The 14,351-nt window shown below is 68.7% G+C and carries 16 protein-coding genes; 6 read left to right on the top strand and 10 right to left on the bottom strand.

Features of this window, described 5'->3' with window-relative positions; translation table 11 throughout:
* The first annotated feature begins 122 nt into the window (after positions 1-122).
* Positions 123-1,517 (top strand): ApeA N-terminal domain 1-containing protein, encoded by a 1,395-nt coding sequence (locus tag JIG36_RS24295; RefSeq protein WP_203378705.1) that lies wholly within the window; start codon positions 123-125, stop codon positions 1,515-1,517.
* A gap of 551 nt (positions 1,518-2,068) precedes the next feature.
* Here JIG36_RS24295 and JIG36_RS24290 read toward each other — a convergent pair.
* The 4 genes from JIG36_RS24290 to JIG36_RS24275 are packed head-to-tail and all read right to left on the bottom strand — an operon-like array spanning position 2,069 to position 4,586.
* Positions 2,069-2,464, bottom strand: coding sequence for a cyclic-phosphate processing receiver domain-containing protein (locus JIG36_RS24290; RefSeq protein WP_203378704.1), 396 nt, complete (start codon positions 2,462-2,464; stop codon positions 2,069-2,071).
* Entirely contained in the window at positions 2,461-3,429 is a 969-nt protein-coding gene (locus JIG36_RS24285) for a S66 peptidase family protein (protein ID WP_203378703.1), read from the bottom strand. Before JIG36_RS24285 ends, JIG36_RS24290 begins: the two co-directional genes overlap by 4 nt.
* Complete coding sequence (locus tag JIG36_RS24280) at positions 3,426-3,614, bottom strand: hypothetical protein (protein WP_203378702.1); 189 nt, start codon at positions 3,612-3,614, stop codon at positions 3,426-3,428. The genes JIG36_RS24285 and JIG36_RS24280 overlap by 4 nt, the downstream gene beginning before the upstream one ends.
* A 42-nt stretch (positions 3,615-3,656) precedes the next feature.
* Positions 3,657-4,586, bottom strand: a complete 930-nt coding sequence (locus JIG36_RS24275) for a zinc-binding dehydrogenase (RefSeq protein ID WP_203378701.1) — start codon at positions 4,584-4,586, stop codon at positions 3,657-3,659.
* Positions 4,587-4,617: 31 nt separating this feature from the next.
* On the opposite strand from JIG36_RS24275, the gene JIG36_RS24270 reads away from it, so the two are divergent.
* Both JIG36_RS24270 and JIG36_RS24265 read left to right on the top strand, forming a co-directional pair.
* The gene (locus tag JIG36_RS24270) at positions 4,618-5,448 is read left to right on the top strand and encodes a 3-hydroxybutyrate dehydrogenase (protein ID WP_203378700.1); all 831 of its coding nucleotides are present in this window, start codon (positions 4,618-4,620) and stop codon (positions 5,446-5,448) included.
* Position 5,449: 1 nt separating this feature from the next.
* Positions 5,450-6,280 carry an alpha/beta fold hydrolase gene (locus tag JIG36_RS24265; RefSeq protein ID WP_203378699.1) on the top strand — a complete coding sequence of 277 codons (831 nt, stop codon included), beginning with the start codon at positions 5,450-5,452 and terminating at the stop codon, positions 6,278-6,280.
* Here JIG36_RS24265 and JIG36_RS24260 read toward each other — a convergent pair.
* From JIG36_RS24260 to JIG36_RS24240, 5 genes are all read right to left on the bottom strand, one after another.
* Positions 6,211-6,897, bottom strand: a complete 687-nt coding sequence (locus JIG36_RS24260) for a DUF998 domain-containing protein (protein WP_203378698.1) — start codon at positions 6,895-6,897, stop codon at positions 6,211-6,213. The genes JIG36_RS24265 and JIG36_RS24260 overlap by 70 nt on opposite strands.
* Before the next feature lie 113 nt (positions 6,898-7,010).
* Positions 7,011-8,183, bottom strand: a complete 1,173-nt coding sequence (locus JIG36_RS24255; RefSeq protein WP_203378697.1) for an ABC transporter permease — start codon at positions 8,181-8,183, stop codon at positions 7,011-7,013.
* 1 nt (position 8,184) lies between these two features.
* Positions 8,185-8,835 (bottom strand): ABC transporter ATP-binding protein, encoded by a 651-nt coding sequence (locus JIG36_RS24250; protein ID WP_203378989.1) that lies wholly within the window; start codon positions 8,833-8,835, stop codon positions 8,185-8,187.
* Between the two features lie 88 nt (positions 8,836-8,923).
* Positions 8,924-9,976 carry an efflux RND transporter periplasmic adaptor subunit gene (locus JIG36_RS24245; protein WP_203378696.1) on the bottom strand — a complete coding sequence of 351 codons (1,053 nt, stop codon included), beginning with the start codon at positions 9,974-9,976 and terminating at the stop codon, positions 8,924-8,926.
* A complete protein-coding gene (locus JIG36_RS24240) occupies positions 9,973-10,533 on the bottom strand; it encodes a hypothetical protein (RefSeq protein ID WP_203378695.1) in 561 nt (186 codons plus the stop codon). Before JIG36_RS24240 ends, JIG36_RS24245 begins: the two co-directional genes overlap by 4 nt.
* 264 nt (positions 10,534-10,797) lie before the next feature.
* Here JIG36_RS24240 and JIG36_RS24235 point away from each other — a divergent pair, with 264 nt between their 5' ends.
* The 3 genes from JIG36_RS24235 to JIG36_RS24225 all read left to right on the top strand — a co-directional run bounded on the left by JIG36_RS24235 (position 10,798) and on the right by JIG36_RS24225 (position 13,286).
* Positions 10,798-11,454 (top strand): response regulator transcription factor, encoded by a 657-nt coding sequence (locus tag JIG36_RS24235; protein ID WP_203378694.1) that lies wholly within the window; start codon positions 10,798-10,800, stop codon positions 11,452-11,454.
* Positions 11,451-12,554: a sensor histidine kinase gene (locus JIG36_RS24230; RefSeq protein ID WP_203378693.1), complete on the top strand. Its 1,104-nt coding sequence runs from the start codon at positions 11,451-11,453 to the stop codon at positions 12,552-12,554. Before JIG36_RS24235 ends, JIG36_RS24230 begins: the two co-directional genes overlap by 4 nt.
* A gap of 99 nt (positions 12,555-12,653) precedes the next feature.
* A complete protein-coding gene (locus JIG36_RS24225) occupies positions 12,654-13,286 on the top strand; it encodes a dihydrofolate reductase family protein (RefSeq protein WP_203378692.1) in 633 nt (210 codons plus the stop codon).
* A gap of 13 nt (positions 13,287-13,299) precedes the next feature.
* Here the strand turns inward: JIG36_RS24225 and JIG36_RS24220 are convergent, their stop codons facing one another.
* Positions 13,300-13,794, bottom strand: a complete 495-nt coding sequence (locus JIG36_RS24220; protein ID WP_203378691.1) for a hypothetical protein — start codon at positions 13,792-13,794, stop codon at positions 13,300-13,302.
* Between the last annotated feature and the right edge of the window lie 557 nt (positions 13,795-14,351).

Raw genomic sequence — 14,351 nt, 5'->3', positions numbered from 1 at the left:
CGAGATCGAGACACCCCGGATGGGGTTCGAACATCTATGAGCTCTTATCTCAATTTACAACGCCAGAATTCACCCGCTAGAGTCCGGCTAGCCGTTAGTAGTCACGCGGGGAGCTATCGAATATGAGAAAGTCGGCATTGGAGCCAGGCGACAAGCGCACCGGAATATTCATCTACGCTGATGGTGTTGCCCATCAATGCGTTGTTGGATCTATTTGGATCGACCGCAAGTTAGGTGTGCTTGCAGAAATTCCGTATATCGAATTTGGTACCGAGCAGTTTGTGGTTCCAGCGAGCTGGTTCAACAACGACATAGCCCCGTCTAGCCTGCTGTTCAGATCGGAAGATCTTTACGTTTCACTCTACGACTGCAGGGTGATCCGCTCCGTCAAGGGCACCCATCTCGATATCGGACGGCTGCGAGCGCGAGAGGCTGTCTTCGCCGAACGCACCGGCCAGGCTGATAGCCGGCTTCTTGTGACAAAAATGGTCTCGCGGATTGACGGCTTGGCTGCATGGTCGAATCTATCGTCAATCGATTGGTCGACCGAGCTCGTTGACCGCGCGGGCCCCCGGAAGATGCGAGTCGATTACACAGTCCAGTCCAATAGAGGTTTCGAGTGGGAACAGGGACCTGCTCGAATGAGCATTGCGACACATTGGACACAATCCGACGCAACTGGCCGCGGCATCCATCTGGCAGACGACGCTATCCTCGAAAGTCGATTCCCGAAGCCTAGCCCGGTCGACAGGCACCTTGCCGAGCACAGGAAATTCCGTGACCTATTGTCGATCCTTGCCGGACCCGGCGTGCGCTTTGTCGAGCATTTTGTGAGAGATCAAGGGTTCGGGATCCGAATGCTCGACGGTAAAATCCGAGGCGCGGCTTACGAGCGAATTATTTGCGCGGGCACCATATCCGAGAATAGCCAAGACGCCGTACCCACATCGGACTGGCCAATAGTTGCTAGTAAAAACCTAGATGCGTCAGATCTCGAATGGTGGTCGAAGGAGTATGACAGTTCGCGCCGGTCCATCCTTCCGGTAGCGTCGATATTGCAGCGCCCCCACACCTTTGCGGAAGACAAGGTTATAAATTGCTCGATGAGCGTCGAGGCGCTAGGCATTGCCCTAGGTTCAGCCTTCGGCGAAGAACCCACCCTGACTAGCGTGAGCGCTAGGCCTACGACCAGCACCTACTTCTACCGAGTGATTGATGCACTCGATATCGACGTCTCTGCAGTTGCGGAAAGCCGGATCGAGTTCGCCAGAGCAATGGCAAGTAATTACAACACGATAAAGCACCCAGACCGTGGCGATTTTCCCGATGCGCTTCATAGCATATACGCCGGGAAAATTTCTTTGGCTTTAGCGCGGATGGCGATTCTTCAACGCCTTCCGAGTGCTGGCGGAACTGTAGCCAAGTACGCCAAGGGATGGCAGGTTTCCCGAATCTTTGATGGCATGAAGGCCGATGGAGTCGAAGTGGTGGCGGGAAAGTTCGTCTCCGTGGCGTAAGCTAGCCTAACGATACGTGGAGGCTCAACTCTCGTTGCCGTCGGGTCGGCGCCTCCGCCCCCAGTGCCAAGCGGATGTCTCGGTGCTCCCAGAAGGAATGGGCCGCACTGTCGACCTAATCCACACCAGTAAGCGAGCTGGACGTCGACACAACCGGCGACAAACGTCTGGGGTAACCAGAGGCCACCCGCGGACGCGCCGTGAGGTCAGAATCACGAAGCCGTGAACGGAGAGCCCTCCGTTTAGGGCACAGGTTTGGCGCGGAATCTTGAGACGCCGGCATGTCCGAACGCGTGCTTAGACATCCTGTACTTGCAGTGGTGTCTACCTGGACAGACAGAAACCACTGCGGACAGTCGAGGGGAGATCCACACGGGGTTGGATGAACCTCTAATTCGTCGTTGCAGATTCGAATCCTGCCGGACGCTGCCGGGCGCGCTTTGTGTCGGGCGCGCTTTATTCTTCCTGGGGCCCGAACCCCAGACCCCACGCCGTGGGAGCAAGCCCCGTGGATCCCCCATCGTCCCGTTCGTCGGCAGATCCCCGGCACGTCAAGCCGGGGGTTCCGCCGGACTGACAGGCTTGTCCAAGTATCCGACGGCTGTGGAACCGGATGCCGGCGTTACTCGGTAGCCCCAACGGCGGAGCGCCTGGGTCATCTTCGCGGCGCCCGCTGGGTTGGCTGAGTGAATCTTGATGACGCCGATGTCCAACGGGCGGCCGTCGAAGGCAGCGCGTTCGAGAACCTCCACGACCGGCCAGATCGTGTCGTCCTCGCCGAGGTCGTGGTCGAGCCAGAGCTCGTCGAGACGCCGCCCGCGGTATCCCTCGAGAAGCCGCACGCCGGCCTCGCTCGTGCGAGCCACCTCAGCCCGGCGGCCATCGACGAATGACCGAAGGTCGTCGACGAGAACGACTCGGGTCCCGGCGCTTGGCGTCTCACTCATCCGGGTCGCACGGCCGGTTCGAGCAGGGACAGCGTTCGTTCGTCGGCGTTCAGGGATGCGCGGAGGCCGACTGGCATGGGCAGGTTGGGGGCGGCGTGTCCGAACTCGACGTTGCCCAGGACGGGGATGTCACGGTTGCCCAGGACGTCCAGGACGATCTCCTGCAGGGTGGGGTCGCCCAGGCCTTCGATGTCGCGCGGAATGCCGACCACCATGCCGGCGATGCGGTCGAGGATGCCGCTGTGGCGCAGCACGTGCAGGTAGGTCCACACGTATGCGGCCAACCCGCCGATCTCCTCCCAGAACAGGATCGCGCCGTCGAAACGGTCCAGCGGAAGCGCGTACGGCGTGGCCTGGACCAGCGCGATGCGGTTGATCACGCCGCCGATCAGGGTTCCCTCGGCGCGGCCGGGGCGCCAGCACTCCCACGACGGCGAGGACGGCAGCGGGCCGATCGGGTCGGTGCTGGTCAGCAGCGTGGAGTAGAGGTTTTCCAGCTCGGCCTGCCGGGCGGCGGGGGCGGCCGGCCACGAACCGCCCAAGCCGGGTGTCGCCAAGTCGGTGTGGAAGCCCGCCAATCCCGTACGGGCGTGGAGCACCAGGTGCAGCAGGGAGATGTCGCTGTATCCGAGGATCGGCTTGGGGTCGGCCCGGATCGCCTCGTAGTCGATCAGGTCGAGGTAGCCGAAGACGGTCTGTCCGCCGTCGTTCGCGATGATCGCGCGCACCTCGGGGTCGCGCAGGAGGCCGTTCAGCTCGGCCGCGATCTCCTCGGGCCGGGCCGCGCTCCACCAGCGCCGGCGGTCGGCCTCGAGCAGCGGCGCCCGCCGGACGCGGAATCCCATCCGCTCCAGCACCTTCTCGGCCTGCACGAGGTTGGGCTCGTAGGCCGCAGGCAGGGGGCCGGACAACGCCGCGATGACGATCAGATCGCCGGGGACCAAGGCCTTGGGTAGCAGAGTCACCGCGGCAGTATCGAGGCTCCGGCCATGGCCCGGCGACGCATTTTGGACAGGTACATCTGCTTGTCGGCGGCCTCGATCACCTCGTCGGGGGTCTGACCGGGGTCGGCTACGGCCACGCCCACGCTGCCGCCGCCCTCGACATTTCCACAGCTCAGTGTGTACGGGGCGGCGAGGCTCGGCCGCACGATCTCGGCGGCGTCGTCCGCGTTGTCGCAGGTCGGGTGCGATCAGACGGTCAGGACGATCCGGCCGAAGACTTCGCCCGCGTCCATGCGGCGGTGCGCCTCGGCGGCCTCGTCCAGGGGCAGCACGTCGTGGACCACGGCGCGGAGGTCACCCCGTACGGTGGCCTCGAACTGCTTTTCCCGTACGGCGTTGCGGTCGCCCTCGGGAATCGTGTTCAGGCTGAATGTGGCGTACGTGCGGGAGCGCTGGAACGAGCGCACCAGCGCCATGCCGAAATCGGCGGGCGGGAAGCCACCCACCACACCGACCGACACCAGACGACCGTTGTCGGACAGGCGGTCGAGGAACAACGGCAGGTCGGGACCGCCGACAATGTCGAGGATGACGTCATGTTCGTCCTCGCCACCGGAACGGTCGAGCACGGTCGTGGCACCCAGCGCGCGGAGCCGCTCGCCCCGCGCCGCAGACGAGGTAGTCACAGCGACGGAAGAGGACGCCAGCTGGACGGTCATGATGCCGATGCTTCCGGCCGCGCCGCGGACCAACAACGACTGACCGGCGGCATACCCCACGTGGGCCAGCGCGAAGTGCGCCACCGGGCCGGCGCCACCGATGGTCACGGCGTCGACCGCCGACAGGGCGGGCGGCAGCGGGGTCACATCCTCGATACGCGCGACCGCCCGCCCGGCATACGCGCCGCCGACGCCGGTGAAGGCCCACACCCGCCGGCCCACCCACGAAGAGTCGACGCCCGCGCCGACCGCGGTGACCACCCCGGCCACCTCACTGCCGGGGATGAGACCCTCGGGGAAGCCGCCCAGGGTGCCGCGCCGGATCACCGCGTCGACCCCGCCGACGCCGATCGCCTCGGTTTCGACGAGCACCTGACCGGCGTACGGGACCGGGTCGGGTTTTTCCACCACGACCATGCCGTCGGGGTCACCGAACTGTTTGATGCTGACCGCTCTCATGACGGCGACGGTAGTGAGCATCCCCGTCCGCATGATCGAAGTGAGAAGGTCCGGTCGCCGGTTTGCCTCACATCGGCGGGGTAGGTTCGGCCCTATGACGACGACACAGGTGGTCGGGCTCCAGCTGGCCGGGCGGACCGCCCTGGTCACGGGGGCCGGCAGCGGCATCGGGCGGGCGGTGGCGACCCGGCTGGCCGCGGCCGGCGCGAAGGTGCTGGTGGTGGATGTCGCGGACGACGCCGCCAAGGAGGTCGCGGAGGCGATCGGCGGGCAGGCGGTGGTCGCCGACCTGTCCGATCCGGCCGCCGTCGACACGCTTCAGGCCGAGGTCGACATCCTGGTCAACAACGCCGGACTGCAGTTCGTGGCGCCTCTGCCCGAGTTCCCGCCCGAGCGGTTCGCCTATCTGCAGCGGGTCATGGTCGAGGCACCGTTCCGCCTGGTCCGCCGGGTCCTTCCCCACATGTACGGCGTGGGGTGGGGCCGCATCGTCAACATCTCCTCGGTGCACGGGCTGATCGCGTCGCCGTTCAAGGCCGCCTATGTCACCGCCAAGCACGGCCTCGAAGGGCTGTCGAAGACCGTGGCGCTCGAGGGCGCGGGCCGGGGCGTCACCTCCAACTGCGTCAACCCGGCCTTCGTACGCACCCCGCTGGTCGACAAGCAGATCGCCGACCAGGCGCAGGTGCACGGCATCAGCGAGTCCGAGGTGATCGAGAAGATCATGCTGGACCGGGCCGCGATCAAGCGGCTGATCGCCCCGGAGGAGGTGGCCGAGCTGGTGGCGTACCTGTGCACCCCGGCCGCCGACCTGATCACCGGGGCCTCGATCGCGATCGACGGCGGATGGACGGCGCACTGACATGGACGAGTTCGACGTAGAGGTGGCCGGCGGCGCGCTGCGGGTGTGCCGGTGGCCGGGAACGGGCCCGGTTGTGCTGGCCGCCCACGGCATCACGGCCAACGCGCTCGCCTTCGAGGGGCTGGCCCGGGCGCTCGGCGGGCGGGTCCAGCTCGTCGCCCCTGACCTGCGCGGTCGCGCCCGCAGCAACGCGCTGCCCGGCCCGTACGGGATGGCCTCTCATGCCACCGATCTCATCGCGATCGCCGATCATCTGGGTGTCGGGCGCGTGCCGTTGGTCGGGCACTCGATGGGCGGTTTTGTCGTGGGGTCGACGGCCGCCGCCTATCCCGACCGGATCAGCGGGATCCTGCTGGTCGACGGCGGGCTGCCCCTGCCGGTTCCGTCCGGCGTCGGCATCGACCAGGTGCTGGAGGCCGTCATCGGCCCCGCCATGCAGCGCCTGAGCATGACGTTTCCGAGCGCCGAGGCGTACGTGAGCTTCTTCCGGCGACACCCCGCGCTCGCCGACGGCTGGGAACCGGACATCGAGGCGTACGTGCTCCGGGATTTTGCCGGTGACCGCTCGTCGTGCTCGTTGGAGGCGGTGCGCGCCGACGCCACCGACACGCTGATGACCGAGAGTGTCATTCCCAAGATCGATTGCCCCGTACGGCTTCTGTACGCCGAACGCGGCATGCTGAACGAGGCGCAGGGGCTGTACGACGCGGGTCGCCTGGCGGACGTCCGGTTCCCGGTCGAGCTGGTTCCGGACGTCAACCACTACTCGATCCTGTTCGACGCCACCGCCGTCGGACGGGTCGCCGACCGCATCGTCGAGCTCGCGGCGTAGACCGCCCACCCGGCGATCAACAGCAGCGTCACCACCTCGACCAGCCCCAGCGCGCGTTCCACGGCGCCGAGCGGGATGGCCCGCCACCAGCGCACCCCGGTCCACGGCTCGGAAAACACGGCCCACAGGATCGGGGTGAAGCAGAGCAGCGACAGCGCGCCACCAAATGCGACCAGGCGGGCGCCGGTGTCACGCCAGGAGCGGGCGGTGGCCAGCAGCGCCGCCACCGGCAGGCTCAGGAAGGCGACGACGCTCGCCACGCGGTGGATGTCGCCGCTCATCGACGGGCCGACGGCCCAGTTGTGCTTCTCGAACCAGACCACGCCGACCAGGCCGGCCGCCCACAGCAGCAGGGCCACGGCCGCGCCGCCGCGGACGACCCCGGCCCGCCGCGCCGCTTCCAGAACCGCGACCGAGCCCGCGGCCAGCAGCAGCGTCGCCGCGTCGAACCACCAGCCGTTCTCCAGAAGCGCGTACTGGCTGATGGTCCGTCGCGTCCAGTCGAGCTCGGCCGACGGGGGCCGGACGTGCAGGGCCGCGTAGAAGCCGAGGGCCACCAGCACGAAGGTGGCGCCCACCGCGGCGAGCGCCACCACCGTTCGAGATCGTCCGGTCACCTCCCAACAGTGACACGACCGCCCGGTTCAGGCCGTGACCAGCGCTTCCGTCGGCGCCGGCCGGGCCGCGTCAGGCCGTGACCAGTGCTTCCGTCGGCGCCGGCCGGGCCGCGTCAGGCCGTGACCAGTGCTTCTGTCGGCGCGAGCCGGGCCGCGCGGATGGCCGGGTACAACCCCGCGACCGCCCCGATCACCAGCGTCGCGCCGACCCCGCCGAGCAGAACCCACGCCGGTACGACCGTCGGCCAGTGCTGGGTCACCGCATAGAGCCCCGTGACCAGATAGCCGAGCAGCACCCCGGCCGCGCCGCCCAGCAGCGACAGCAGCAGCGACTCGGTGACGAACTGAGTGCGGATCTGCCCCCGTGTGGCCCCGAGGGACCGCCGCAGACCGATCTCGGCCCGTCTCTCCAGCACCGAGATGACCATCGTGTTGGCCACCCCGATGCCGCCCACCAGCAACGCCACCGCGCCCAGCCCGAGCATCAGGGCCGTGAACGTGTCGTTGGTGGCCCGCCGCGCCGCGAGGGCCTCCGACGGCTTCGACACCTTGACCTCGTCGGGGCTCGACGGGTTGGCCGTGGGAGCCAGCACCCGCCGTACGGCTTCGACAAAGGCGTCCGCCGAGCGGGTGTAGACCGTGGTCGGGTGACCGTCGAACCCGAGGTAGGCCGCCGCCGAATCCCAGCCCACCAGCACCGACTGGTCGAGTTCGGGGGCCAGCGGCACCGGCTTCAGCACCCCGGTCACGGTCCACCAGCGGCCGTTGATCCAGACCGTCGGCACGTTCCCGAGCCGCCGGGCGGCGGTCGCCCCGAGCACGACCGTCGGATACTTCGCGTTGAGCCAGCTGCCCCGGGCCAGTTCGCCCCCGACCGTGCCCAACAGGTCCGGCGTCGCCGCCAGCACCGAGAGGCCGCCGGTCTCCCCGGGCGGGATCTTGTCGGTGCGGTAGACCGGCGTGGACGGCACCAGACCGGTCGCGGTCGCCGACTGCACCGGCCCGATCCGCTTGATCATCGTCACCGAGGAGTCGGGCAGCGTGGCCTCGTCGCCGAACATGGTCTGCCCGGGCGTCACGGTCAGCAGGTTGGTGCCGAGGGCGGCCAGCTCGCGGTCGAGGTCGGCCCGGCTGGACGACGAGATGCCGACGACCGCGGTCATGGCGGCGATCCCGATCGCGATGCCCAGCGCCGAGAGCACCGCCCGCAACGGCCGGGACTGCAGCCCGTAGCCGCCGAGCCGCAACAGGTCGGACGCCCGTAGCCGGGCCGGGGTGAGCGCCATCTCAGACCACCTGCCCGTCCCGCATCGGCACCTGCCGGGGCAGGCTGCCCGCGATCTCGTGGTCGTGCGTGATCACCAGGACGGTCGTGCCCGCCTCATTGAGTTCCCGCAGCAGTTCGACCACGCCGGCGCCGGAGACCGAGTCGAGGTTGCCGGTCGGTTCGTCGGCCAGCAGCACGGCCGGGTCCCCCGCCACCGCCCGGGCGATGGCGACCCGTTGCCGTTCGCCGCCGGAGAGCTGGTGGGGCCGATGGGTCAGCCGGTCACCCAGGCCGACCCGGACCAGCGCGGCCTCGGCGCGCCACTCGCGCTCCTTCCTCCGTACGCCGGAATAGAGCAGCCCGTCGGCCACATTGGCGATCGCCGTGCGCCCCGGCGCCAGATGGAACTGCTGGAACACGAAGCCGATTCGCCCGGCGCGCAACGCCGACAGTTGCCGGTCGGTCAGCGTCGCCACATCGTGGCCGTCGATGCGCACCGACCCGTGGGTGGGCCGGTCGAGCGTGCCGATCAGGTGCAGCATGGTCGACTTGCCGGAACCGGACGGGCCGACGATCGCGACCAGTTCGCCGTACTCGACGGCCAGGTCGACCGACCGGACCGCGGTGACCCCGCCCGGGTACGCCTTCGTGACCCCGGCGAGTTCGATCACTGCGGTCCCCTTCTGGGCGAGGACCGTGACGTCGCCGGTGGTCATGACGGCACCCCTTTTCGGCCGCGGACCGTGACGTCGCCGGTGGTCATGACGGCACCCCCACCTGCATGCCGGCCGTGATGCCGCCGCCTGAGACCTCGACCCGGCCGTCGGCGAACAGGCCCGTCTTGACGGCGACGATGCGGGAACTCCCGTTCTCGACGACCTCGAGCCCGTAGCCGCCCTCGGCCAGCGCGAGCAGCGCCGGCACCGGAACGGTGAGCACGTCCGGCCGCTGCGAGACGACGAAATCGACGGATACCGAGGCCTCGTCCAGGCCCTTCGGCGACTTGGCGAAGGTCACCGTCACCTGGATCACGGTGGTGTCCTCCTCGTTGCCCTGGCCCTGCTCGACCACGGTCTCGACGCCGGTGATCTTCCCCTTACCGGTGCTGCCGTCGGGCATCTCGACGTCGACCGTCGCGCCCTTGCGGGCCAGTCGCTGGTCGTCGACCTCGAGCGGGACCGTCGCCACCATCGTCGTGCCGGTCGTCCGCAGCACCTCGGTGCCCGGCTGCACGACGGCGCCGACTTCCGCGCTCAGCGAGTCGACACGGACCTGCCCTTTCGCGTACGCGATCTGGCTCGTCTCGACGCGCCCGGTCTCCCCGAGTCCCAGGTCGTCCTGCCACTGTTCGACGGCGTCGGCGGTGGCGGACGTGTACTCGTCGTCGACCGTGAATCCCGTGTAACCGAGCGCGCGCAGGTTCTTCTCGAACTGCAGCACGTCGGCGCCCTCGACACCGGGCCGCAGCGTCCGGTAGGCGGGCAGGGCCCCGTACAGGAGGGAAACGGGTTTGTTGTCGAGGTGGTAGAGCGGTTTGCCCCGGGTGATGACCGCGCCGCTCGCGGGCAGCCCGGTGACCGTGCCCGAACCACGCGCGGTGACGGTGCTGGTGTCGCCGTGACCGAGCGTCCCGTCGTGCGACTCGCGGTCGATCAGCGTCTCCCGGGTGATCTCGGCTGTCTCGGCGGGAGTGTTGCCGGTCGTGCCGTCGCCGCTCTCGGCCGGCGGCAGGTTGATGACGGTGACCGCCGCCGCGACCGCGCCGACCGTGAGCACGCCGGCCACCACCCCGGTCGTGCGTCGCCGGCTCATGCCTTCTTCCCTTCGCCGACCCGGGTCTGGCCCGCGCCGTCCGGCAGGAACTGCTGGCACTTCTCCTCGGCCTTGTCGAAGGTGGCGTCGCCGGGGCCGGAGTTCAGCTTGTTGCGGTCGAGCTGGATCGAGCCGTTGGCCTGCGGATCGGGGAAGTCGGGCACGCCGTTCTCACGCATGCACTTGGCCATCTTGCGGGCCTGCTCGATCATCTCCGGGTTGGCCTGGGCGGTGTCGCCGCCGTTGGGCGCGAACTCCCGGCACGCCTTGTTGGCCTCCTCGAACTTCTTCGGATCCATGCCCTTCGGCGTCCGGATCGTCACCCGCCCCGACGGATCGGGGTCGGGGAACCACGTCATGCCGTTGGCGCGCATGCACTGCGCGTACTTGAGGGGCATGTCCTCGTCACGCGTCGTCGCCGACGACGAGGACGCACTCGGGGTGGCGGTCGTGCCGCTCTGCGCGGTGGCCACCCCGTTCCCGTCGGCCGGTTCGGCCCCGCACGCCGACGCGAGCGCCAGCAGGGCCACGACGACAACAACCTTTCCCGTACGCATGGTTCACCTCCGTCGGCGGCCACGGTGACCGCCACGGCTTCGAATGAAAGCGAGCGCGACGTTTCCCGGCCGTCACGCAAAAACGTGACGCTGAAGTGACGCCGCGGCGTCCGGCCCTGGGTCTCGGCTCGGGCGTTCGGCTCCGCGTCTCGGCCACGGGTCTCGGCTCGGCTGTGGCGTTCGGCTTCGCGTCCTGGCCGCGGGTCTCGGTCGCGGCGGAAAACGTGACGCCCAGGTGACGCCGTCGCGCGGGAGGATGGGCGCATGCGGATCCTGGTGGTCGAGGACGAGCCGCTGCTGGCCGACGCGGTGGCGCAGGGGTTGCGCCACGACGCCCACGCGGTCGACGTGGTGTACGACGGTGGCGCCGCGCTGGAACGGGTCGACGTCAACGACTACGACGTGGTGGTGCTCGACCGCGACCTGCCCGGCGTGCACGGCGACGACGTGTGCCGCGCGCTGGTGGAACGGGGAGGCGACACCCGGGTGCTGATGCTGACGGCCGCGGCCGGGATCGACGACCGGGTCACCGGCCTGTCCCTGGGCGCCGACGACTACCTGCCCAAACCGTTCGCGCTGCGCGAGCTGAGCGCCCGGGTCCTCGCTCTCGGGCGGCGTTCCCGGCCTGCCGCGCCCCCCGTGCTGCGCCGCGCCGGCATCAGCCTCGACCCGCACCGGCGCGAGGTCTTCCGCGACGGGCGTTACGTTCCGCTGTCCCGCAAGGAGTTCGCCGTGCTGGCCGAGTTGCTGCGCGCCGACGGCACGGCGGTGTCGGCCGAGACCCTGCTCGAGAAGGCGTGGGACGAGAACGCCGATCCGTTCACCCACGCCGTACGGATGACGATTCTGAAGTTGCGACGCAAGCTCGGGGACCCGGCCGTCGTGCTCACCGAACCGGGAGTGGGGTACCGCATCCCATGAGACTCACCGTGCGGGGCCGCTTGACCCTCGTCTACGGCGGCCTGTTCGTGCTGGCCGGCCTGGTGCTGCTGGGCGCCACCGCCGTGCTGTTCTCGCAGCGCCTGCCGACCGTTCTGGCCAAAGTGGACATCGACGCCTCCGGGCCGGGCGTGGTGGGGAACCAGCGCTTCCTCACCGAGAGCCGGGACAACACCCTGGCCACGCTGCTCTCCCAGGGCGCGATCGCGCTGGTGGTGGTGAGCGCGGCCATGATCGCCCTGGGCTGGCTGGTGGCCGGCCGCATGCTCCAGCCGCTGCAGCAGATCACCGCCACCGCCCGGCGCATCGCCGACGCCCCCGACGCCGACCGCGGCCTGCACGAGCGGATCGCGCTGACCGGTCCCCAGGACGAGATCAAGGAACTGGCCGACACGTTCGACGTCATGCTGGCCCGGCTCGACCACTCCTTCGACGGGCAGCGCCGGTTCATCGCCAGCGCCTCCCACGAACTTCGTACGCCGCTCACGCTCAACCGCACCCTGCTGGAGGTGGCGCTCACCCAGGAGGCGGCGTCGGAGGAGGTGCGCCAGCTCGGCTCGACCCTGCTCGCCATCAACGACCGGCACGGCCGCCTGATCGACGGCCTGCTGCTGCTCGCGCAATCGGAACGCCCGGTGGTCGAACGGTCCTATGTCGACCTGGCCGACATCGTCGACCACGTCGCCGTCTCCGACACGGTCAAGGTGCTCACCGACCCCAAGGAGGCAACGGTCGCCGGGAACCCCGTGCTGCTCGAGCGCCTGGTGCAAAACCTGGTCGAGAACGGCGTACGGCACAACATCGAGGAGAACGGCTGGGTGCGGGTCCGTACGGGCACCCGCCTCGACGGCTGGGTCGTGCTCGAGGTCAGCAACTCGGGCCCCGCGATCCCGCGCTACGAGGTGCCCGGCCTGTTCGAACCTTTCCACCGTTACGGCGCCGAACGCCTGCACGCCCCCGGAGCCGGCCTGGGCCTCTCCATCGTCCGCGCCGTGGCCCGCGCCCACGGCGGCGACGCCCGAGCCGAGGCAAGAGACGAAGGCGGCCTGGTCGTGACGGTCACCCTGCCCCGCGCCTTATGAGACCCTGCTGATCGTGACGGTCACCTTGCAGCGCGCCCTGTGAGACCCTGCTGGTCGTGACGGTCACCTCGCCGCGCGCCCTGTGAGACCCTGCTGGGCATGGCGAAGCTGCGCGTGCACAACCTGGCAACGTCCCTCGACGGCTACGCGGCCGGCCCCGCCCAGAGTCTTTCGGAGCCCTTGGGCATCGGCGGCGAGGCCCTGCACGACTTCTTCTGGAAGACCCGATTCGGCAGTTCCGATCCCGACGCCGGCGAGACCGGCTTGGACAACGACGTGCTCGAGGCCGGCGTCGACAACATCGGAGCCCACATCATGGGCCGCAACATGTTCGGCCCCGTCCGAGGCCCTTGGCCCGACAAGTCCTGGACCGGTTGGTGGGGCGACGAGCCGCCCTACCACCACGACGTGTTCGTGCTGACCCACCACCCACGCGAGTCGGTAGCCATGAAGGGCGGCACCACGTTCCACTTCGTAACCGACGGCATCGAGGCAGCTCTGTCCCAGGCTCTCACCGCCGCCAACGGCAAGGATGTACGCGTGGGCGGCGGCGTGGCCACGGTCCGCGCTTACTTGAAGGCCGGCCTCGTAGACGAGATGCACGTGCCGGTAGTCCCGATCCTGCTCGGGGGCGGCGAACGCCTCCTAGGCGACGACGCCACGGCCGGCTACCGGGTCGACCGTTTCGCCGCCTCCGAAACGGTCGCCCACTATTGGTTCGTCCGCCGCTGACGCCTGATCCGCGCTAATAACCCGGCGGAGGCGGGCTCCAAAGATCACCGGACGAGTTCGGAGCGCCGTAGGCGGACCCGTCGATGGTGCGCCCTGCGCCGAACGGAGGCGGAGGCATCGTAGGCAGCTGATACCTGTTCGGCGTAGGCGGATCGAACGGGCCGGGGGCCGTATCTCGTCGGAGGTAATCGCTCAAGGTCACGAGCGCGAGCGAGCGAAACTCCGCATCGGAGACTCGTGAGCTGATCTCCACCAGGAGGCGGAGTTTCTCGACTGCGATCTCATCCGCGGTGAGACCGAACTCGACGAGCAGCTGGCCGACCGGGGTGGTGATTCTGATGCTCTTTGTCCGGGCACCCAGGCGGCCGAGCAGAACGACCAGAGCGATGCCCGGAATCGCACCCATAGCAATCATTGCGAGAGTCATCTGTTGCCTTCCGTGGCCCTCCGCGGCGGCGACGGTCTCGGGTGCACCGCGCAGGAGATTGAGTACGTCGCCTGCAACCACGCGGTGAAGCCCACGCAGGTTCGAACTCGCTCCGTACGCGCTCAAGCGCGGAGCGCAACTCCGGGCGGATAGGGCATACGACCGTGCCCGGCACGATGCGAACCTGCGACGACGGATCGGAAGGCTCTGTCTTGCTGCTCCGGGCTCGGTGGGAACGGCGTCCCGTCCGCCCGGAACTCGGTCGCTCGTCCAAGCGCGCGTGAGAGCTCCATCGCCCGGCTGTCGGGCTATCTGACATCCGAGACGCTGCAGGAGCGACGGCCCCGCGCCGAAATCGGGCGGTAACGCTGGTGGAGTGCGGACCGCACAGCCCGAAGCCCGGTGCTGGTTGAGGATCGGCCGGCGAACACGACGATGGGGGATCCGGGGGGCTTGCCCCCACGGCGTGGGGTCTGGGGCTCGGGCCCCAGGAAGACTCAAGCGCGCCCGGCAGTGTCCTGGCTCAGCACATCGGAATAGGGTGTCTCGCGTCATCGGAATAGGTATGTCTCCGGACATCGGCATGGCGTCGTAGCCGCCCGGTCGGGTGGTTGCAGGGTGCGGCGTGTCCACACGCC

Origin of the sequence: Paractinoplanes ovalisporus, from assembly GCF_016834655.1 — a bacterium.
GTDB lineage: Bacteria > Actinomycetota > Actinomycetes > Mycobacteriales > Micromonosporaceae > Actinoplanes > Actinoplanes ovalisporus.
Note: the sequence above shows the minus strand (reverse complement) of the source record. Positions and strands in the feature narration are given on the sequence as shown.

What these genes read in the sequence shown, in the direction of transcription:
- JIG36_RS24240 (WP_203378695.1), bottom strand. Translation starts at nt 10,533, where the DNA reads ATGCGTACGGGAAAGGTTGTTGTCGTCGTGGCCCTGCTGGCGCTCGCG.
- JIG36_RS24235 (WP_203378694.1), top strand. Translation starts at nt 10,798, where the DNA reads ATGCGGATCCTGGTGGTCGAGGACGAGCCGCTGCTGGCCGACGCGGTG.
- JIG36_RS24290 (WP_203378704.1), bottom strand. Translation starts at nt 2,464, where the DNA reads ATGAGTGAGACGCCAAGCGCCGGGACCCGAGTCGTTCTCGTCGACGAC.
- JIG36_RS24265 (WP_203378699.1), top strand. Translation starts at nt 5,450, where the DNA reads ATGGACGAGTTCGACGTAGAGGTGGCCGGCGGCGCGCTGCGGGTGTGC.
- JIG36_RS24225 (WP_203378692.1), top strand. Translation starts at nt 12,654, where the DNA reads ATGGCGAAGCTGCGCGTGCACAACCTGGCAACGTCCCTCGACGGCTAC.
- JIG36_RS24270 (WP_203378700.1), top strand. Translation starts at nt 4,618, where the DNA reads ATGATCGAAGTGAGAAGGTCCGGTCGCCGGTTTGCCTCACATCGGCGG.
- JIG36_RS24255 (WP_203378697.1), bottom strand. Translation starts at nt 8,183, where the DNA reads ATGGCGCTCACCCCGGCCCGGCTACGGGCGTCCGACCTGTTGCGGCTC.
- JIG36_RS24230 (WP_203378693.1), top strand. Translation starts at nt 11,451, where the DNA reads ATGAGACTCACCGTGCGGGGCCGCTTGACCCTCGTCTACGGCGGCCTG.
- JIG36_RS24245 (WP_203378696.1), bottom strand. Translation starts at nt 9,976, where the DNA reads ATGAGCCGGCGACGCACGACCGGGGTGGTGGCCGGCGTGCTCACGGTC.
- JIG36_RS24295 (WP_203378705.1), top strand. Translation starts at nt 123, where the DNA reads ATGAGAAAGTCGGCATTGGAGCCAGGCGACAAGCGCACCGGAATATTC.
- JIG36_RS24275 (WP_203378701.1), bottom strand. Translation starts at nt 4,586, where the DNA reads ATGAGAGCGGTCAGCATCAAACAGTTCGGTGACCCCGACGGCATGGTC.